General features: G+C 68.0%; 14 protein-coding genes, 1 tRNA gene and 2 pseudogenes. 9 read left to right on the top strand and 8 right to left on the bottom strand.

Going from position 1 to position 19,257, the window contains the following annotated elements; translation table 11 throughout:
- From ACSDR0_RS16080 to ACSDR0_RS16055, 6 genes and pseudogenes are all read left to right on the top strand, one after another.
- A partial coding sequence (locus ACSDR0_RS16080) for a single-stranded DNA-binding protein (RefSeq protein ID WP_435289598.1) occupies positions 1–446 on the top strand: 446 nt, incomplete at its 5' end.
- A gap of 80 nt (positions 447–526) precedes the next feature.
- Entirely contained in the window at positions 527–1,429 is a 903-nt protein-coding gene (locus tag ACSDR0_RS16075; RefSeq protein WP_435289597.1) for a bifunctional DNA primase/polymerase, read from the top strand.
- Positions 1,426–3,210, top strand: a complete 1,785-nt coding sequence (locus ACSDR0_RS16070; RefSeq protein ID WP_435289596.1) for an ATP-binding protein — start codon at positions 1,426–1,428, stop codon at positions 3,208–3,210. The genes ACSDR0_RS16075 and ACSDR0_RS16070 overlap by 4 nt, the downstream gene beginning before the upstream one ends.
- Positions 3,211–3,258: 48 nt before the next feature.
- Positions 3,259–3,561 carry a helix-turn-helix transcriptional regulator gene (locus ACSDR0_RS16065; protein WP_435289595.1) on the top strand — a complete coding sequence of 101 codons (303 nt, stop codon included), beginning with the start codon at positions 3,259–3,261 and terminating at the stop codon, positions 3,559–3,561.
- Positions 3,555–4,925 (top strand): tyrosine-type recombinase/integrase, encoded by a 1,371-nt coding sequence (locus ACSDR0_RS16060; protein ID WP_435289594.1) that lies wholly within the window; start codon positions 3,555–3,557, stop codon positions 4,923–4,925. Before ACSDR0_RS16065 ends, ACSDR0_RS16060 begins: the two co-directional genes overlap by 7 nt.
- Positions 4,926–5,143: 218 nt before the next feature.
- Positions 5,144–5,761 (top strand): annotated as a pseudogene (locus ACSDR0_RS16055) (IS701 family transposase); the annotation flags it as partial.
- A gap of 5 nt (positions 5,762–5,766) precedes the next feature.
- Here ACSDR0_RS16055 and ACSDR0_RS16050 read toward each other — a convergent pair.
- The 4 genes and pseudogenes from ACSDR0_RS16050 to ACSDR0_RS16035 form a co-directional block, all read right to left on the bottom strand.
- Positions 5,767–7,872, bottom strand: coding sequence for an NACHT domain-containing protein (locus ACSDR0_RS16050; RefSeq protein ID WP_435289593.1), 2,106 nt, complete (start codon positions 7,870–7,872; stop codon positions 5,767–5,769).
- 311 nt (positions 7,873–8,183) lie between these two features.
- Positions 8,184–8,992, bottom strand: a pseudogene (locus tag ACSDR0_RS16045) (IS701 family transposase); the annotation flags it as partial.
- Between the two features lie 382 nt (positions 8,993–9,374).
- Positions 9,375–9,446: transfer RNA gene (locus tag ACSDR0_RS16040), tRNA-Arg, on the bottom strand.
- A 157-nt stretch (positions 9,447–9,603) separates the two neighbouring features.
- The gene (locus ACSDR0_RS16035; RefSeq protein WP_435289592.1) at positions 9,604–9,996 is read right to left on the bottom strand and encodes a C40 family peptidase; all 393 of its coding nucleotides are present in this window, start codon (positions 9,994–9,996) and stop codon (positions 9,604–9,606) included.
- Positions 9,997–10,907: 911 nt separating this feature from the next.
- Between ACSDR0_RS16035 and ACSDR0_RS16030 the strand changes: the two genes are divergently transcribed.
- Both ACSDR0_RS16030 and ACSDR0_RS16025 read left to right on the top strand, forming a co-directional pair.
- Positions 10,908–11,909: a serine hydrolase domain-containing protein gene (locus ACSDR0_RS16030; RefSeq protein ID WP_435289591.1), complete on the top strand. Its 1,002-nt coding sequence runs from the start codon at positions 10,908–10,910 to the stop codon at positions 11,907–11,909.
- A gap of 204 nt (positions 11,910–12,113) precedes the next feature.
- Entirely contained in the window at positions 12,114–12,515 is a 402-nt protein-coding gene (locus ACSDR0_RS16025; RefSeq protein ID WP_435289590.1) for a response regulator transcription factor, read from the top strand.
- A 27-nt stretch (positions 12,516–12,542) separates the two neighbouring features.
- Here ACSDR0_RS16025 and ACSDR0_RS16020 read toward each other — a convergent pair whose 3' ends face one another.
- The gene (locus ACSDR0_RS16020) at positions 12,543–15,317 is read right to left on the bottom strand and encodes a helix-turn-helix transcriptional regulator (RefSeq protein WP_435289589.1); all 2,775 of its coding nucleotides are present in this window, start codon (positions 15,315–15,317) and stop codon (positions 12,543–12,545) included.
- 157 nt (positions 15,318–15,474) lie between these two features.
- On the opposite strand from ACSDR0_RS16020, the gene ACSDR0_RS16015 reads away from it, so the two are divergent.
- Complete coding sequence (locus ACSDR0_RS16015; RefSeq protein WP_435289588.1) at positions 15,475–16,095, top strand: LysE family translocator; 621 nt, start codon at positions 15,475–15,477, stop codon at positions 16,093–16,095.
- Between the two features lie 266 nt (positions 16,096–16,361).
- Here the strand turns inward: ACSDR0_RS16015 and ACSDR0_RS16010 are convergent, their stop codons facing one another.
- The 3 genes from ACSDR0_RS16010 to ACSDR0_RS16000 are packed head-to-tail and all read right to left on the bottom strand — an operon-like array spanning position 16,362 to position 19,134.
- Positions 16,362–17,573, bottom strand: a complete 1,212-nt coding sequence (locus ACSDR0_RS16010; RefSeq protein WP_435289587.1) for a hypothetical protein — start codon at positions 17,571–17,573, stop codon at positions 16,362–16,364.
- Positions 17,574–17,604: 31 nt separating this feature from the next.
- Positions 17,605–17,991, bottom strand: coding sequence for a Rid family detoxifying hydrolase (locus ACSDR0_RS16005; RefSeq protein ID WP_435289586.1), 387 nt, complete (start codon positions 17,989–17,991; stop codon positions 17,605–17,607).
- 33 nt (positions 17,992–18,024) lie between these two features.
- The gene (locus tag ACSDR0_RS16000; RefSeq protein ID WP_435289585.1) at positions 18,025–19,134 is read right to left on the bottom strand and encodes an alanine racemase; all 1,110 of its coding nucleotides are present in this window, start codon (positions 19,132–19,134) and stop codon (positions 18,025–18,027) included.
- Positions 19,135–19,257 lie beyond the last annotated feature (123 nt).

Here is a 19,257-nt window from a genome sequence, read left to right as displayed (position 1 = left end):
CTCAAGCCCACGCACGAAGACAACTATGCTGCCGCGTAGTCGAAAGCCCTGATGTGTCTACCAAACCGGGGCAACTCCAGAACAGCAGCGGCACCTGGCGCGACGGCGACCCGCTGTTCCTGCGCTGCACCGCCTGGCGCACCCTGGCCGAGAACATCGAAGCCTCCCTCACCCGAGGCCAGCGCGTCATCGCCACCGGCGTGCTGCGCCAGTTCGAATGGACCGACGCCGACGGCATCCAGCGCACCGGCTACGGCCTGGAAATCGAAGAGATCGGCCCGAGCCTGCGATGGGCGACCACCACCCCGACCCGCCGCACCAGCGCAAACCGCACCAGCGCCACGTCCCCCAACGACCCGTGGGCGCCGGCGAGAGCGACATCGACCGTGAACGGCTCGACCGCCAGCGCCCATGCCGGCGCGTTCTCTGACGAACCGCCGTTCTGATCGCACCTTCGGGGCGGCCGGCGGGCCGGCCGCCCCGAAGTCTTCACCTGATCGACCACGAGAGCAAAAGGACCTTCACCATGCCCGCACACACCATGTCGCGCCACCGGCCGCCAGCCCCGGCGTGGATGGCCGCCCGTGCTCGCGCGCTGACCGCCGCTACCTGGGGTATGGCGGTCTTCCCTCTCAGTCGCACCAAGCTCCCCGCCATCGCCGCCGCACACCCCAGCGACACGGTCCGCTGCACCGGCAGTTGCGGCAACCTGGGGCACGGCGTACACGACGCCAGCACCGACCCTGGCCGTATCCGAGAGATGTTCGCCGCCGCGCCGTGGGCGGCCGGCTACGGCATCGCCTGCGGCCGAGCCCCGCACCACCTGATCGGCATCGACCTGGACCGCAAAAACGGCCTGGACGGGCCCGCCGCCCTCAACGCTCTCGCCGGCGAGCAGGGCCACACCGTGCCAGACACCGCAACCGTGCTCACCCCTTCCGGGGGACTGCACCGGTGGATGACCGCCCCGCCAGGGCTGCGCGTCGGCAATTCCGTCAGCAAACTCGCCCCCGGCATCGACATCCGCGACAGCGGCGGATACCTGGTCGGCCCCGGCTCCATCACCCGCCGCGGGCGCTACGTCTTCGCCCCCGGCAGCCAACCCGACCGCATCGCCGCCGCCCCCGCCTGGCTGCTGACCCTGCTGACCACCCCACACGCCCCGGCCCTCATCAGTCCCGCCAACACCCGCCCAGGGGGCGCGGGCCGGCTGGAGGGACTGGTGCGGGTCGTCTTGGACTGCGGTGACGATGACCTCAACAACCGCCTGTTCTGGGCCTCCTGCCGCGCATTCGAAAGCGCCCACATTGACCCTGAGGCCGCCACCGCTGCGCTTCTTCAGGCCGCCGTCAGCCGCGGGCATCCCGAGGTGCCCGCGCGCCGCACCATCGCCTCAGCCCACCGCACCGTGAAGGGGGTCCGACCGTGAGCGACAAGGAAAAGGGGCCTTCTCAAGCCTCCCAGCTCGTCGCCTTGGCGCGCGCGGGCTACGAGTTGGTCATGAGCGAGGACGGGCGCCCCTACGGCGTGCGCCGTCACGGCCCGAACATCGCTCTGCCCCTGCGGGGCAAGGCCGGCCTTCGCTCCCAGCTGGCCCGCCAGTTCACCGACGTCAACGGCGGTCAGGTCCCCTCCCAATCCGCGCTCACCGACGCGATGACCGTGTTGGAAGGCATGGCCGCGGCCACCGACTCCGTCCCGGTCCACCTGCGCGTGGCCGGCGGACCCGACCAGGTCGTGCTCGATCTGGGCACCGCCGACGGCCGCTGCGTCATCGTCACCGCCGACGGCTGGAGCGTGCACAGCCGCTCTCCGGTGCTGTTTCGCCGTTCCGGTGCGATGTCTCCAATGCCCGAGCCGGCCCCCGGCGACGGCGACGGCCTGGCCCGGCTACGGGCGCTGGTCAACATGGACGACCCCACCTTCCACCAACTCGTGGGCTGGCTGGTCGCCGCCTGGGTGCCGCACATCCCGCACCCGGTACTGACCTTCAAGGGCGAGCAGGGCACCGGCAAGTCCAAGACCGCGCAGATGGTCATCAACCTCATCGACCCCTCCGCCGCCACGAAGCGCTCCCAGCCGCGCGACGTCAAAGCCTGGGCCACCCAGGCGTTCAACTCCTGGGCGTTGTGCCTGGACAACGTCTCGACCATCGCGCCGTGGCTGTCGGACACCTTGTGCAAGGCCGTCACCGGCGACGGCATCATCGACCGCGCCCTCTACACCGACGACGACGTCGTGGTCTTGTCCTTTCGCCGTGTGTTGGCCATGACCACCATCGACGCCGGCGCCCTGGCCGGCGACCTCGCTGAGCGCATCTTCATGCTCGACCTTCGACTCATCGGTGAAGATCGGCGCCGCACCGAAGAAGAACTCGACCAGCACTTCGATACCGCCCGCCCCGCCATCCTCGCCGCCCTGCTCGACCTTCTCGCCAAAGTCCTGGACCGGTTGCCCAGCGTCCGCTTGGACCGGATGCCGCGCATGGCCGACTTCGCCCGCGTCTTGGCCGCCATCGACGCTGTCCAAGGCTGGGAAACTCTCAAGTCCTATACCGCCGCCGCCGACAACGTCGCCGCCGACGCTCTCGAAGGCGACATCTTCGGTAGTGCCGTCGCCGCCTTCATCCGGCAACACGGCCAGTGGTCCGGCACCGCCGGGCAGCTGCTGGAGCACGTTTCTCCGCCGGACGGCTACCACCCCAAGTGGCCCAAAGACGCCACCCGGGCAGGCGGGCAGCTCAGGCGTTTGGCGCCCCTGTTGCGGTCAGTCGGAATCATGTTCGACGACTCCGCCCGATCAGCGAATCACCATAGGCATCGGCTGATCTCTCTGAAGGCCCCAGGGGAGAACGGCTGCAAAACAGCGTCCACAGCGTCCACAGCGTCCACAACGCCGTCTGACCTGCGGAACCTTGTGGACGCTGCAGCCGATGCCAGCGTCCACTCAGTGTCCACTCAGCGTCCACAAGGCCCCCTTGTGGACGCTGTGGACGCTGAAGTGGACACTACGGGTCCGCCAGTGTCCACAAGATCAACCGGTCCTGAGCTGCCCAAACACGCGGTTGTGGACGCTGTGGACGCTGTGGACGCTGTTTTGCAGCCAATGTCTGGCGACCCCCTCCTGTGCCCCCGCTGCGGCCACCCCATGGACCCCGCACTCACCGCCGCCGGAGCCCTCACCCACTCCGATTGCTACGCCGATAAGTGACCGCCCGAAAACCTCACCCAACCCGTCGTCCGGAAGGACAAGCGCGCCATGACCACCAAAAGCAAGCCCGCATCGCGGGTCGAGAAGCGCACCGCCCGCCAAGCCACATCATCCTTGACCAGTAAAAACGCGGCTGTTACGGCCAGACGGCCCAAGTCGATGCTCACCATCGCCGATGTGCTCGATGAAATCGACGTGCCGAAGTCCACCTTCTACCGCTGGTTGAACACGGGACGGGGGCCGCGTTCGTTCAAGCTCCCCAATGGAAAGCGCAAGATCCGGCGGGCCGACCTGGACGCCTGGCTCAGCACCTTCGAACAGGGCGTAGCGCAAGAGGGGGCGCCGTGCTGACTCACGACGTGGTGGTGTGGAGCATCCGTAACCGAAAGGGGCGCGCCAAGCCCTACCAGCTTCGATGGAAGGTCGGTACAGAGCCGAAGTCCAAGGCGTTCCTGACCAAGGCACTCGCCGACAACTTCCGTGCCGACCTGCTCAAGGCCGCGAAGAAGGGCGAGTTGTTCGACACCGAGACCGGTCTGCCCGCCTCCATGCGGGCGTCGGAAGCCGAAAAACCGCCTATGAGCTGGTACGACTTCGCCGCCAAGTACACCACCATGCGCTGGCCCAGCGCCGCGGCGAAGACTCGTGAGAGCATCGTGGACAGCTTGACCGTGGCCACGTTCGCGATGCTCGACGGCGAGGCGCTCGACCTGCCCCGCAAGGAGATCCGCGCTGCTATGCAATGGGCGCTGATTCCCCGCGAGGAGAGCGAGGCGGCGCCCGTCGAGCTGGTATCGACCGTGCGGATTCTCCAGAAGTCCACGCTTCCGCTCGCTGGCATGGCCGACCCCATCGTTGCGCGCCGCGTGAGCGAGGCTCTCGGCCTCACCCTGGACCGGCGAACCGCCGCCGCCGACACCACGGCCCGCCGTCGCCGGGGGTTGAACACGGCGCTGGAGTATGGCATTGACCTCGGCGAACTCAAGGAGAACCCGCTCAAGCGGATCAAGCAGAAGAAGGTTGCCAAGGATGACGCCGTAGACAGGCGCGCGGTCGTCAACCCGGAACAGGCGCGGGAACTGCTCGCCGCTGTGTCCTATATCGGAAGTTGGCACCGTGCCCGAGGGCGCCGACTGGTGGCCTTCTACGCCACGCTCTACTTCGCGGGTGTCCGGCCCGCCGAAGCCGTAGGGCTACGGCAAGACGACTGCGACCTACCCGAGGAAGGCTGGGGCCTGCTCACCCTGGCCAAGACCCGTCCCAGCAGTGGAAAGCAGTGGACGGACACGGGCACGGTTCACGACCTGCGGGGCCTGAAGCAACGTGACACGCGGGCGGTCCGGGAGGTTCCCATCCCGCCTGCACTGGTCGCCATGCTCCGCGCCCACCTGGAGGAGTTCGGAACCGCTCCCGACGGCCGGCTGTTCTGCAACGAGCGCGGCGGCGTGCTGGGTGCTTCCACCTACGCGCGGGTGTGGAGGGAGGCCCGCAGCTTCGCTCTCACCCCTCAGCAGGTGGCCTCTCCTCTGGCCAGGCGGCCCTACGACCTACGACATGCGGCTCTGTCCACCTGGCTCAACGCGGGAGTGGACGCGACCGAGGTAGCCGCCCGCGCGGGCAACAGCGTGGAAGTCCTCCTCAAGCGCTACGCCAAGTGCCTGGACGGCCGCCAAGATCAGAACAACCGCCGCATAGAGGCCGTGCTGACCCCGTGAGATCTGGTCCACAACCAGTGAGCGTCAATGAGAACGGGCAGGGCTCCGTGAGACTGGAGTCCCGCCCATTTCGGCGTTCTAGTACTCCAGCTGCAGATCGTGAGGCTGAGCATGATCGTGCGCATGTGAACCTGTAGGCATAGGGCCACAGGTTCGAGGGACGGCCACCGCTGTGACCATTCAGGTGTGATGGAACTGAAGATCAGGCGGTGGCCGCGTTGGCCAGCGTAGAACACCTCGACGCCGCGCGTTTTCACGCCGGCCTAGACGATGCGTTCGCCCACGTCGCGGGCCGCTTCAAACGCCGGGAGGTCCGGCTGCGCGCCCAGCGCTGCATGATCGGCCTGCTGTCCGGGCTGCAGCGCACCACCGGCTGGTCCCTGGCCGAGCACGCCGGAGAAACCACCCCCGACGGCATGCAACGGCTGATGTCGAGCGCCCGCTGGGACGTCGACGGGGTCCGCGACGACACCCGCACCTACGTCCTGGGCCACCTCGGCGATCCCGATGGAGTACTGATCGGCGACGACACCGGCTTTGAGAAGAAGGGCACCTGCTCGGCCGGGGTGCAACGGCAGTACACCGGCACCGCCGGAAAGATCACCAACTGCCAGATTGGGCTGTTCCTCGGCTACGCCGCGTCCCGGGGCCGCGCACTGCTGGACCGTGAGCTGTATCTGCCCCGCACCACGTGGATTGACGAGGCCGATCGGCGCATCAGGGCGAAGGTCCCCCAACCGGCGGCCTTCGCGACCAAACCGCAGCTGCTGCAGGCGATGATCGAGCGGGCGATCACCGCAGGCGTGCCGTTCGCATGGGTCATCGCCGATGAAGCACTGGCTTACTGCGCGTTACGCCTCTTGTACGAAGTGGCTAGATGTGTTTGCAGAGCCTCATGTCGGAATTGATAAGAAGGGCCGATACTTCTCAGTAGCTCAAGTCGTTCCGCATCCTCCAGAAATGGCATCAAGCGACGCGGCAGGTTACCTAGCGTTGCGAGTCGCGTAGTGGCAAACGTATAAGCAATCCAAGCATGGCTATTTTTGCCGTCGAGCGCACCAGAGAGCATGGACGCCAGGCCAAACGCTAGCCCTGTCGGTACTTCGAAGATCAAGCTGAATGTGATGCTCACCACGACTGTGGTGAGCAATGTGGCGCGCCTGTCCGCACGCAAGGTCAATCCCGGCGTGGTGGCTCGATCAGGCAAGCGTCGCTTCATTTTATCAATCAAACTGGAGACTATTACTCCGATGAATCCGAAGGAGAACCCGCTTACGAGCCCAAAATGAACTCCGGTGCTGAGTCCACCTACGATGACTCCGAATATGAATCCAAAAGTCACACCAGCGGTGAGTCCACCTACAATTCCAAATACGACACCTCCGACTAGGCCAAAGAGGAGTCCGACGAAAAGGCCACCCGCAAGACGTTCTCCAAGGACGATTCTTATCCATTCTTCCATGGGGCTGGGTGTGCCGAGCCATCTTGCGGATGTGCTCGCGAAGGCCATCCAGAGCGCGAAGCCACCTCCAAGCCCTGCCACGAGCCCGCTAACGAGACTGCCGAGCAGGCCGGTTCCAAGCCCAGCCAGTACTCCGAACCCTAGGCGAATCGCAAGTATCAGTGCCAGTAGACACGAAAGAGTAAGTACTAGCCTGACGAAGAAGTCGGTTAACCGTGTCATAGAATAAAACGCAAGCTCCCACCATTCAAAATTCTTTTTTGGTTCCTCGAGATAATATGCAAGGTACTCGAGCCAACGACGCATATCGTCGGGATTCCACCGATGTCGTGGACGAAACAGAGCGGATGGATCCTTGCTGGGCGGGTAGGTATTGAGGACGATTGGGATGATTTGTGCGAATAGGCGTTCCCAAATGCCCTTCTCGCTATAGGAGAAGAGTGTTGTGGGATCAAGTTGCCCTTGCCGGGGCGCACGCTCCGGTTGGCACACCTTACGTAGCAACCAAAGTCCGAGCGGAATTGACAGTACGTTACAAAAATCAGAGTCTTTTTTCTTTGTAAGTTCTTTCGGTAGACGCTGCCAGGGATGGTCAGGATGCGTGGCAACGACAGAAAGGTAGTTTGCAATTTCCTGCGGCTCTAGAGGGACCGCCTCGACTACCGCGGCACCTGGAAGTGGTCCGACGCTCTTCACCACATCTTCGTATTTTGATGTTCGACATGTGAGGATGAAACCTTCATCGGCCGCAAGAGACTCTTTGAATACATCCATGGCACGTACCCGAGGTTCGTATCTCATTTCGTCCAAACCGTCCAAGACCGGAAGGATCTTGAACTCCCTAGCGAGCGCTCTGGGAGCTCCCAGGCCATACTTTTTCGAACGCAGATGGGGGTAGAACTCACCCAGTCGTGCAGATACCCAGTCATGAAATTCTTCGTAGGTTTTGATGTCCCACTCTCTTAGGGACAGCATCACTGGCACTTGCGCAGGACTTTCTGGTTTCAGAAGCTCCGAAAGCAGCAACATGGCGAGCGTGGTCTTTCCCGCTCCAGCCTCGCCCAGTATCACAAGTCTTCGAGATTTCAGCGCTTGGAATTTCGCTGCGAACTGCTCGATATCGTCACTACGGCCGGATATATCCAAGCTGTTGGGTGATACGAATTGAGAGCGGTCCATCAGATCTGACCTAGCAAGCCGCCAATGAACAGGTATGGGAACTTGCCCGACCCATCGGGCAGCTTCGCGGGTCCATTGTGCTCGCACCAGGCTCGCCAATTTCCTTTTGGCAGTTTCGACTTCATCTGGAGTCGAAATCAGCTCTGGCAAATCATATTGGCCGATCGTGACCAGTACGGGCACCGCAATAAATGGTAGTGCAGCAAGCAGTACTGCTGCTGTTTGTGCTGCGGAAGATGCATATTTCCAACCTGTGGAAGCGAGCATTTCCCCAATCACGCCAAAACCAGCGGCAAGTAGTTCCATGCAGATCGTCAAAGGTACAATCCATCTATCAAAGCGCCCCCTTGCTGCCATATTCGCAGTATGCCATAAAAACGGAGGCCGCAAACATGTGTAACCCTCGACGTTGACTCTCAGCTAGGTCTCTCTATAGAATAATTAATCAGAGTTTAATAATCTGCGCGAACTCCGATACAGCCGACTGGTACCGCTTTACCGAAGGTTGAGGCTATAGTGACACCCCCAGTAATAGCCCCCACGTGGGTCTAATCTCCGATAAGAGACAGTTCTCTCGGGGTTGATCTGCATTTAATAATTTAATACTCCAGTCGTACTTAGTGATCTCTGATGCGTTGCCGCTGGTAATGGGCTCGTCGAGCCCGTGCCTGGTGGCGTAATCGCCACGCTGACCAGTGCCGGATGCGCTGCTCGTCGAGGGCTGGTCGGGTCAGCAGTGTGAACAGGCGGCGGATCTCGTTGGCAGAGACCACGATCGGCGACTCGAACGGTCGCCCGTCACCTGCCTCGATTGCCGCTGAGGCATCCGCGGCCGATCCGTATGGCTCGTCGGCCAGGTCGGCGCGGGCGACGGCCAGGAAAGCCAGCGCGAGCATGGCCAGCGTGACGTAGCGGTACCAGGCCGGATAGAGCCGGACCTGGTAGTGGTCGAAGGCGGCCTCGTTCTTGGCGGCCTGGAAGCATTCCGCGATGCTCCAGCGGGCTCCGACCACCGCCACCAGACGGGCAAGCGGGACCGGCGCCGGCGTGTGGCAGCGGTAGAAGGCCAGCTCCGAGGGCCTGCTGACCGAGCGGCGGATCAGCAGCCGATGAGCCGGGCTGGTGGTGGCCACCAGCGCCCAGTCGTAGTGCCGCTGCCCTTTGGCGCCCGAGCCTCACAAGTGGCGCTGCCAGGCGGTCTTGGGAATCTTCGCCGCGACGGCGTCGGCGGGACCGTGCCCGCGCCGGTGGTGATCTGATGATGGCAGGCTACGGCCAGCACGTAGCCGAGCCCTTGTTCTTCCAGGAACCGGCGCAAGGGTCCGTTGTCGCCGTAGGCCTCATCGGCGGTGACCCATGCGAACGGCACGCCTGCGGTGATCGCCCGCGCGATCATCGCCTGCCGCAGCTGCGGCTTTGAAGTGTACTTCCAGGAGCAACGGTGATTCCGACCGTACTACTAGTCGGTTTAGTGCGGCGCCTGCGGCCACGCAAGCCTTTGCCCTTGCCCTTGCCCATCGTTGCAGCGCTCTTTCATCGGCCTGGTCACGATCTTCACAGTCCCACTGATGGTAACCGTGAGCATGCTGCAACAGTCTGTAGGTAAAAGGAAAGGGTGTGGTTTCCCCGTGGGCGAGGAAAGTTGACTGACCATGCTGCCCGTGTGATCTTCGTGTGAGTTGGTCCACAACTGGTCCACAAGCAGCGAGCGCCAACGAGAACGGGCGGGACTCCGTGAGACTGGAGTCCCGCCCGTTCTGGCGTCCTTCTTACAGGTCAGTGGCATGATCCCGCTGGTCCTGCGTGTGTGCCCCCTGCAAGATTCGAACTTGCGCTCCCGGCTCCGGAGGCCGGTGCTCTATCCCCTGAGCTAAGGGGGCCAACGCGTGATTACATTACCAGCATCCTGAGGGAAACCGACACTCGGTTAGGGAAGCGAGTGATCTCCGAGGCAGGCCGGGGCGACGGGAAAGCAAAGCTGAGAGGGCATCTGGACGGCCAGGCGCCGCAAGAACAGCGCGGACAGGCGCCTCCGGGTCAGCGCGGGGTGGGGCGGACGGCGCCTCGGTAGCGGGAGAGGTAGTAGGGCGAGGCGGCGAAGTCGATCGTCCTGACGACGTCGCCGGTCTTGGGAGCGTGGACCATGACGCCGTCTTTGACGTAGACGCCCACGTGGGTGGGGTCTCCGGTGCCTCCGCCGAAGAAGACCAGGTCTCCCGGGCGGAGCCGGGAGAAGGGCACCCGGCGGCCCTGCCTGAACTGGGTGCCGGTGTAGTGGGTGAGCCTGGCCCCGGCCTTGGCCCAGGCGTGCAGGGCGAGCCCTGAACAGTCGAAGCCCCCGCCGGTCGGGCCCGTGCTCGAACCGCCGCCCCACACGTACGGCCTGCCGACCTGGCGGAGTGCCGTGGCGGCCGCGATCTGCCCCCGCAAAGATCCCCGTAGAGACAGGGTGCGGCCGCGCGAGGACGCCGCCCTCCCTCGTGAAGACGTCACCCGCCCACCGGAGAGAGCCTTCCCTCGGGGGAACACCGCCCCTCGGGAGGATGCCGCCCCTCGCCTGGAGGGCGCTTTCCGTCCTTTGGAAGGGTGCTGCGGCCGCTTGGCGCGCGCCGCTGAGGGCTCGGGGCCGGAGGAGGCCCGAGGGTCTCTCGGCTCCGCTGAAGAGGAGAAGCCTGCCGCCCACCCGTCCGGAGCTCCCGAGGGCTCCAGCGGCCCTCCTGCCTCCGGGACGGAAGGGTCGAACGCCCACCCACCGCCCGCTCCCGGGGGCTCCGGCGGCCATTCGTCGGCAGAGGCCGGGAAGAAGCCCCGGAAGGACGTCGATCGGCTGCCACCCGCGTCCGGAGAGAACGGGGGCCGGGGCTCGCAGGCGGTGGCGAGGGCGCCGCGGATCTCCTGGGGCAGCCAGCTCTTCTCCGGCAGCCGGTGAGGGGCACCGCCCGGCGGAACGGTCGGGAAGGGGGAGAGGAGGCGGGCCCAGACGTCGCAGGCTTCCGGGGAGAGGCGGGGCACGGGAAACTGCGAGCTTCCCGCGAGGGCCGCCGAGAGGATGGTGACGGTGACGAGTGTCGTGATCACGCACGCCCTCCTTGGGCTCGATGAAGGATCGAGGCCCCAGGATCGGCGTGAGGAGGTGATCACCAATGAGCCGAACAGGGTTCTGTGAATAACCCCGTGGATGACACCATCCTGTGGACAACCGCGAATATCCACATCCAGCGGGGGAATCGGCCCGCGCCAGGCACGGGCACGGGCACGGGCACGGGCACAAGCCGCCTCCGGGACGCCCCGCCGCGTCGGCCGGAATTGCCGCCAAGATTCACGTCAACTATGGTTGACGCATGAACGATGGGCGGCCGACGGTCTCGTACGGCGACGAAAGACTCATGGCGAGACTCCGTGATCTCGTGGGCGACCGGCATCCCGTAGTGGCGGCCGCGACGGTCTCACCCCGGGGAATGGCGGTGGCGAGCGCGGGCGCGCCACCCGGCGCGGATTTCGAGATCGGCTCGATCTCGAAAGGGATCACGGGCCTGCTCTACGCCGACGCGCTCGCGCGCGAGGAGATCGGCACGGCGTCGACCCTCGGCGAGTTCCTGCCTCTCGGAGAGGTCCCGGCGGCGGGGGTGACGCTGGCGTCGCTCAGCACGCACCGTTCGGGACTACCGAGGCTGCCCAGGTCGTCGGCGCCGTTGCGGCGGACCTTCTCGCTGTGGCGGCACGGGACGAATCCCTACGGTGAGGACCTTGAGCGGCTTCTCACCCAGGCGCGAGAAGTGAAGGTCGGGAAACCGCGTGCCCGATACTCCAACCTGGGATTCGAGCTGCTCGGCCACGCGCTCGCGCGCGCGGCCGGAACGAGCTACCGGGAGCTCGTCCACAAGCGAATCGCCGAGCCTTTGGGACTCGGCGTGTTCTACACGCCCGCGACCCCGGACGAGCTGCGGCCGGGCGCGATCATCGGCACGAACAAGGCGGGACGGGCTCAGCAACCGTGGACGGGTGAGGCGCTTGGACCGGCCGGCGGCATCCGGGCGTCGATCGAGGACATGGCGCGCCTGACGTCCGCCCTGCTCGACGGTACGGCCCCCGGCACCGCCGCCCTCGACCCCGTGGCGAACCTCTCCGGGCCCGCGGTGCGCATCGGCGCCGCGTGGCTCACCGTCGACGCGGACAAGCGCCTCGTCACCTGGCACAACGGCGGCACCGGCGGGTTCCGTACGTGGCTCGGACTCGACCGCGCGGCCGGCACCGGTGTGGTGGTCATGTCCGCGACCTCGGTCTCGGTGGACCGCCCCGGGTTCGCCCTGCTGGCCCGGCTCACCGGGGAGGAAGGCCGGTGAGCATCGCGTCCCCGGCCCTCGCGGTCGACGCCCGCGGCTTCTCCGCCGTCCTTCGTCTCTCCTGATTCCCCTCTCTCCGGCGACGTGTTCGCGGAGTCCCGGGGTCCTCTCCGAAGGAGGAAAACCTGTCACCTGTGGACAGCTGTGCGTACACATCCTCGGAAAGCCGCGCGTGGGCGAGGGAGAGGAGTTAGCCTCACGCCCGTGGGAGAGGTTCTGGGCAGGGTGTTGGTAGTGGATGACGACGACGTCATCCGGCAGCTCATCGCGGTCAACCTGACCCTGGAGGGGTTCCAGGTGGATACGGCCTCCGACGGGCAGGATTGCCTGGACCGGGTGCTGGACGTGATGCCCGACGTCATCACGCTGGACGTCATGATGCCCAGACTGGACGGCTGGATGACCGCCACCAGGCTGCGCAACGACGAGGGGACCAGCCACATCAAGGTGGTCCTGATCACCGCGCGGGCACAGGAGGACGACAAGCGGCGGGGGCTCGGGATCGGGGCCGACGCCTACCTCACGAAACCCTTCGACCCGGCCGAGCTGATCCAGGTCGTACGGGAGCTCGCCCTGACCGCGCGCAGCGGCCAGGGCAGAGCCTGACCTTGTGGTCCACGCGATCCTCGCGGGTCAGAGCAGGCCGTCCCTGTGGGCCACGGCGGCTGCCTGGGTGCGGGAGGAGACGCCCAGCTTGCCCAGGATGTTGGAGACGTGCACGCTCACCGTCTTCTGCGCGATGAAGAGCCGCTCGCCGATCTCGCGGTTGGGCAGGCCCTCGGCCAGCAGGGCGAGCACCTCCTGCTCCCGGGCGGTGAGCACGGTCGGCGGCGCGGAGGTGAAGCGCGCCCTGCGCCCCAGCTCCGCCAGGGCCGCACCGAGCGGCTGGGCGCCCAGTGACTCGGCGGCCTCGACGGCGAGCTTCCACTCCTTCAGGGCCGCGGCACGGTCGCCCTCGACGAGCAGTGCCTCGGCCAGCCGCCACCGCGAGCGCGCGACCTCGTAGACGAACCCGAAGTCGAAGGCCTCGACCACCGCTCGCCACGCCGCGACGTCGAAGCGGCCGTGCGCGCGGTGCCATTCGGCCTCGGCCCGAGCCAGCCAGGCCAGCCCCTCGGGGCCGAGCGGGCCGCGCCGGACGGAACCGGGGCCGACGGCCGCGGGCACCCTGGCCCGCTCCAGGAAGGCGTCGGCCTCGGCGGCGTTTCCCAGATCCGTCAGCGCCCACAGGGCGGTGCTGCTGAGCCGGATCACGGCGGGGTCGTTGGGAAGCATGGCGTCGAGCCCCACGCGGGCGTGTTCGAGCGCGGTCTCGGGGTCGCCGCGCCACAGAGCGTGCTCGGCGGCCAGGCCGCGGCCCATGGCGATGATCGTGACGTCGCCGGACCAGAAGGACTTCAGCCACGACAGGCGGTCCTCGACGACGGGAAGGCCCCTGGCCACCTCGACGAAGAGCGCGAAGGACGACAGGAGCGCCTCCTGCGGGGTGCCGACGCGGACGGCGAACCCGGAGGCGACCTTTTCCGCCAGGTCCCACTCCCCCGCGACGTAGTGGATCAGGAAGCGCAGGAAGCGCAGATCGGTGCCGTAGGTGCTCCAGTTGAGCCCGGCCTCGTGCGCCAGCCGCAGCCCCCGGTCGGCGGTGGTCGCCGCCTCGGCGAGGTCGCCGCTCTCGTACTGGACCCGGGCGTAGGTGAACGTGGCCCGCAGGTCGATGGCGAGGTTGCCCGAGCTCTCGGCGCTCGCGCAGGCGAGCAGTTCCTTGGCCCGGGAGATGTCGTCGGCGAGCGCGGCCAGAGCGGCGAGGGTGATCAGCGCGCTGGTCTCCGCGTCGGCGGCGCCGCTCGCGCGGGCCGTCTCCAGGGCGCGGCGTGCCAGGGCCTCGACCTCCTCGTGCCGCTCGGTCCAGTAGAGCGAGCGGGCGTAGGTCGCGAGCGCGCGGGCGAGCACCGGCCCCTCGGGCGCCGCCTCGACGGCCGCGTACGCGGCGGCGATCGAGCCCTCGACGTCTTCGGTGTCGATCAGGTAGTACGACAGCCGCTCGTTGATCTCGGCGGAGGGCGGGAGGCGCCGGAGCTGGGAGATCGCCCGGTGGTTGTCGCCGCTGTCGGCCGCCGCGGCGGCGCTGCGCGCGGCGAGGGCGACGTGGTCGATCCCGGCCAGCCGCTCGGCGTCGGGAACGCGGTCCCAGAGCCCGAGCGCCCGGTCGAAGTGGCGGTGCGCCTCGGCGGGAGCCCCCAGCCGCTCGGCCCTCCGCCCGGCCTCCACGGACGCGGCCAGCGCCCCGGGCAGGTCGTGACCCGCCAGGTAGTGGTGGGCGAGCTCGGCCGCCGACCCCCCTCGGGCGGTCAGCAGGCGGGCGAACTCGGCGTGCATCCTGGTCCGCTCGCCGGGCAACAGGTCGGTGTAGACGACCTCCTGGAGAAGCGCGTGCCGGAAGGCGTAGCCGTACTCCCCGTCGGGGCGGAGCAGGCCGCGCGAGACGATCTCCCGCATGCCCTCCTCGAAGGCCAGGTCGTCGAGACCTGAGGCCTGCTGGAGCAGGTCGTGGTCGGCCCGGCGACCCGCGACGGCCGCGCCGCCGAGCACCCGCTGCGCGGGGTCGGAGAGCAGCTCCGCCCGGGAGAGCAGCAGGCTGGCCAGGCCGTCGGGCATCGAGGAGCCTTCGGAGGCGGCGTCCAGCAGCTCCTGGGCGTAGAACGGGTTGCCCTCGGCCCGGTCGACGACCTTCCGCATCACACCGGCGTCGGTGCCGCCGAGCGCGGCCAGGTAGTCGTTCATCTCGTGGCGGTCGAGAGGGGCCAGCTCCACCGGCGTCACCGAGGGGAGGCGCTTGAGCTCGGCGAGGACCCGGCGCAACGGGTGGCGGCGGTGGAGGTCGTCGGTGCGGTAGGTGCCGACGAGGCAGACGCGCTCGGTCTGCAGCATCCGGCTGAGGAAGACCAGCAGGTCACGGGTGGACTGGTCGGCCCAGTGCAGATCTTCGAGGACCAGCAGCACGGGGTGCGCGGACAGGAAGCCGAGCATCGAGCCGAAGAGCTGCTGCTGGGTCAGGCCCGACGTGCTCTCCCCGCCCGGGTCGGTGCCGCCGGGCAGCAGCCTGCCGAGGACCGGCCGCGCGTCGAGCGCCGCGCGCAGCTCTCCGCGCGCCGAGCGCAGGGCGTCGGCGAGCGGGAGGTAGGGAAGGGCGTCGCCGAGTTCGGCGCACTGGCCGATGAGCACGGCGAATCCGGCGGCCTCGGCCCGCTCGGCCAGCTCGGTGATCAGGCGGGTCTTGCCGATGCCCGCGTCACCTCCCACGAGGGCCACCCCGGCCTGCCCCGCGGCCGCGGTGTCGAGCACGGCGGTCAGGCGATCGAGCTCTGCCGATCGCCCGATCAGAGTGCTCTGCGTGCTTTGCCACCCCACGTCGGCGAGTATCGCACGGGGCACCGACGGAATCGACATCTCACCGGCGGGGACGGATTGGTACCCCGCCAGGGAGCGAACAGGGATCGATTGGTACACCAAAGGGCCCGCGCATTGGTCCTGACGGCGGGGACCGGGGCGCCTCTAGGGTCGGGGCATGATCTCGCCGTCCACATTGCTGATCTTCTCGGTCGCGTCGCTGGCACTGGTCCTGGTACCGGGCCCGAACCACATCTACATCATCACCCGCGCCGTCTCGCAGGGCCGCGCCGCCGGTGTGGCGAGCGCGCTCGGCGTCGAGGTGGGGACGCTGGTGCACATCGCCGCCGCGGCGGCCGGTCTCTCGTACGTGATCGCGCGGTCGGCGACCCTGTTCAACGTGATCAAGTGGGCCGGTGTGGCCTACCTGGTCTATCTGGGCATCCGGGCGCTGACGAGCAGGCAGGAGTTCGCGAGCCGGGAGGCCGCGCCGCAGCCGCTTCGGGCGATCTTCCTTGAGGGCGTCGTCGTCAACGTGCTCAACCCCAAGGTGATCCTCTTCTTCCTGGCGTTCCTGCCCCAGTTCGTGGAGCCCGAGGCGGGCGCGGTACCGCTGCAGATCGCCGTCCTGGGCGGAACCCTGCTGCTCCTGGGCCTGCTCTCCGACCTGATCTACGCCATGGCGGCGGGCGCCGTCGGCGGGCGGCTGAGGGCCAGGACACCCCTGCTCGGCTACTTCAGCGGGGTCGTCTACCTGGGCCTCGGCGTCGCGACCGCGCTCTCCGGCCGCTCGGTCTGAACGCACAGGACCATCACGAACGTACGAGGCCATCTGAGCGCACAGGGCCACCTGAACGCGCGGGACCGTCTAAAGCGAGGCCATCTAAACGAGGCCATCTGAAACGAGACCGTCCAGAGCGAGACCGTCCAGAGCGGGGCCGTCCAGAGCGGGGCCGTCCGGACACGTGGACCACCGCCCGGGCGTACGGGCGGCGGTCCGCCTGGTCGCACAGGTCGCCCGCCGACCTGGCCGGCGGCCCCGGGGCCGGCGTCAGGCGTCAGTCGTCAAGCGGAGAGGGCGCCCGGGATGCGGTCCAGGATCGGGTAGGGCATGAGCCCGTACGCGTAGAAGTCGACCGCGTCGGCGCCCGAGGCCCGCACGGCGCGGACCTTGGCGGCGAGACGGTCGGCCGAGTCGGTGTCGGGGAGGCCGGGCCGCAGGACGACCCGCAGTTCCTTGTCCTTGCCCGTCGAGCGGCGGTAGGCGACCACGTCGTCGGCCACCCTGGCCGCGTCGCGGGCGTAGGCGAGCACGCCGAGCGAGGGCACCAGGTCGCCGAGGGCGACCAGGTCGACGCCGAGCTGCCAGGAGTCGTGCGCGGCGAGCCCCGGTGAGGGCAGGCCGTCGGTGTAGCCCTTGACGGCGCCGGTGGCGTCGAGGAAGACAAGACGCGAGCCCTCGGCGGCGACGGCGGTGGAGACGTCGGAGACCAGCGAGGTCACCACCTCGGAGCGGGCCCGCGCGTAGGCGACCACCTCGGGCCCCGCGTACGCGGTCAGGGCGGCGCGGGTCACCTCGCCCTGGGCGGGGGGATCGCCGTCGAGCACGGCGCCCACGACCCTGGAGCACTCCTCGCGGGCCACCTCGGCGTTGACGCCCAGGTCGGCGGCGCGGCGCATGCAGAAGCCGCAGAAGCACAGGCCGAGCAGGAAGGCGTCCATCGGCCCGAGCGGGACGAAGCTGCGCTCGTGGTGGTAGCCGTGGCCGAAGGTGCCGAAGTGCAGCGCCTCGGCCACCACGCTGTCGACGCCCTGCCTGGCCACCGCCCGGCCCAGCGCGACCGCGTACAGGCGCACGTCGGGGTGGGAGGGGCACAGGTCTGCGGGTGAGCCGCGGTCGCCGAAGCAGTTTCGTACGGTCACGTCCGGGTTGGCCAGGCCGAGCGTGGTGTTCTGCAGGAAGACGGTCCAGCCGTGCAGCGCGAGCCCGCGCTCGGTGGTGGCCAGGCGGAGGGCGGCCAGCGGCTCGTCCTCGGCACCGTCCTGGACGGGCGGGACCAGCCGCAGCCCGCCGAACAGGTCGGCGGGCGGCGTGAAGTGCGCGCCGTCGCTGCGGAGCGTCACCCGGGAGCGGCCGTGCGGGGTGACGTCGCGGGCACGGTGGTAGGCCGCGGCCACGGTCACGCCCGTCACGCCGTATCCGGTGATCCGGTCGAGGACCGCCTCAAGGCCCTCCCCGCGTACGTCCTCGACATAGACGTATAGCGAGCTGTCCAAGCCGCCGCCCTCCCACGAAGTCGGTCAGACTCTAACGCGGCTTGTAGGCCACGAAGTCGATCTCGACGAGGATGTCCATCAGGTCCGAGCCGACGGTCGTGCGGACCGGGTACGGGCGGGTGAAATATGACTTGTACACCTCGTTGTAGGCGGCGAAGTCACGCTTGAGGTGCTCCAGGTGCACGGTCGACTTCACCACGTCGTCGAAGCCGAGCCCGTGCGCCGCGAGGACCGCGCCGAGGTTGCGCATCACCTGGTGGGTCTGCTCGGCCACGTCGGTCCCGACGACCTCGCCGGTCTCGGGGCTCAGCGGCCCCATGCCCGAGGTGTAGACGAAGTCGCCGACCACGAGGCCCTGCGAGTACGCCCCGACGGGCGCCGCGCCCTCGTCGGTCCTCAGCTCCTGCTTGCCGCTCATCTCACCAATCCTCACAACGGGGAAAACACAACATTAGAAAAAGGTGTTTATCAGATCGACGACGACATACTCCTCGTCGACCACCGGGATGGCCCGCCACTTGTCGAAGGCGGTGCACGGGTGGGAGATGCCGAACGACACCAGGTCCCCGGGCTTCACCGGCGAGCCCGGCGCCAGTCTCAGCACCGCGTGCTGGTCCTGGACCTTGAGCACCGTCGCGTCCGCGACGGCTCCGCGCGGGATCGGCAGCCCCTCGTCGAAGGGGGCGTCGCGCTTGCCGAACCCGACCACGGCCAGGCCGGGCTCGGGAACGCTCAGCACGTGCGCCCAGATCTCCAGCGCCGCGCGCAGCTCCCCCTCCATCCGGGTGTACGGGGTGCGCTCGCGGTAGTAGCCGTCGTCGTGGGAGACGTAGGCGCCGCTGCGCAGCATGACCGTGGCCTGGCAGGTGGCGAGCTCGCGGCCGATCACGTCGAACCACTGGCTGCCGCCCACCGACAGGATCGGGCCGCGCACCCGCAGGTGTTCCAGCGCCTCCAGCAGCCGGTGCAGGTAGGCCCGCACCTCCTGCGCGGAGCCCAGCGACCCCTCGTACCCGGCGACGCCCGCCAGCTCCACCCCCTCGGCCGCCTGCGCCGCCGAGGCGACCTCCAGCAGCTGGGAGAGCGTGCGGCTGCCGCCCCGCCCGCCCTCGTGGCCGAGTTCGGCCAGCACGCGGAACGGCCTGGCTCCGGCGTGCCGGGAGAGCGCCTCGACCCCGGCCACCGAGTCGACGAAGCAGAGGAACTCGAACGCGGGGTCCTCGGCCAGCTGGGCGGCGAGGGCGGTCAGCCCGGCCGGGTCGAAGACCTGGTTGGCGAGGACGATCCGGGAGACTCCGAACTCGCGCAGGGTGAGCGCCTGGCTGGGGGTGGCGACCGTCAGCCCCCACGCGCCCGCGTCGAGCTGCGCCCCGACCAGCTCGGGCGACATGGTGGTCTTGGCGTGCGGGGCGAAGGTCAGCCCGTACTCCCGGGTGAAGGCCGCGAGGGTCGCGATGTTGTGCTCCAGCGCGCTCCGGTGGGCCACCATCACCGGGAAGGTGAACGCCCCGCCGAACAGTGAGGCCCCCAGCGCCGCCTCGGGATCCACGATCCCCTTCACGTCCCGCCCCCTCTGGTCGCCTCGGCGGATCTATCGGCTCATCGGCCGCCGAATCCGGGCGCGGGAGATCGCGTCCCCCTTGGCCGCCCTGAGGACCCTATCCTCACGGCGGCCTCTCCAGGG

It is taken from the genome of Streptosporangium sp. G11, assembly GCF_051192615.1.
Taxonomy (GTDB): domain Bacteria; phylum Actinomycetota; class Actinomycetes; order Streptosporangiales; family Streptosporangiaceae; genus Streptosporangium.
The sequence above is the reverse complement of the archived record's forward strand: the minus strand, read 5'-3'. Positions and strand labels throughout refer to the sequence as shown.

Bases quoted from the DNA above. Each gene is read 5' to 3' on its own strand.
- ACSDR0_RS16050 (WP_435289593.1), bottom strand. From the start codon at position 7,872: ATGGAACTACTTGCCGCTGGTTTTGGCGTGATTGGGGAAATGCTCGCT.
- ACSDR0_RS16075 (WP_435289597.1), top strand. From the start codon at position 527: ATGCCCGCACACACCATGTCGCGCCACCGGCCGCCAGCCCCGGCGTGG.
- ACSDR0_RS16065 (WP_435289595.1), top strand. From the start codon at position 3,259: ATGACCACCAAAAGCAAGCCCGCATCGCGGGTCGAGAAGCGCACCGCC.
- ACSDR0_RS16005 (WP_435289586.1), bottom strand. From the start codon at position 17,991: ATGAGCGGCAAGCAGGAGCTGAGGACCGACGAGGGCGCGGCGCCCGTC.
- ACSDR0_RS16015 (WP_435289588.1), top strand. From the start codon at position 15,475: ATGATCTCGCCGTCCACATTGCTGATCTTCTCGGTCGCGTCGCTGGCA.
- ACSDR0_RS16030 (WP_435289591.1), top strand. From the start codon at position 10,908: ATGAACGATGGGCGGCCGACGGTCTCGTACGGCGACGAAAGACTCATG.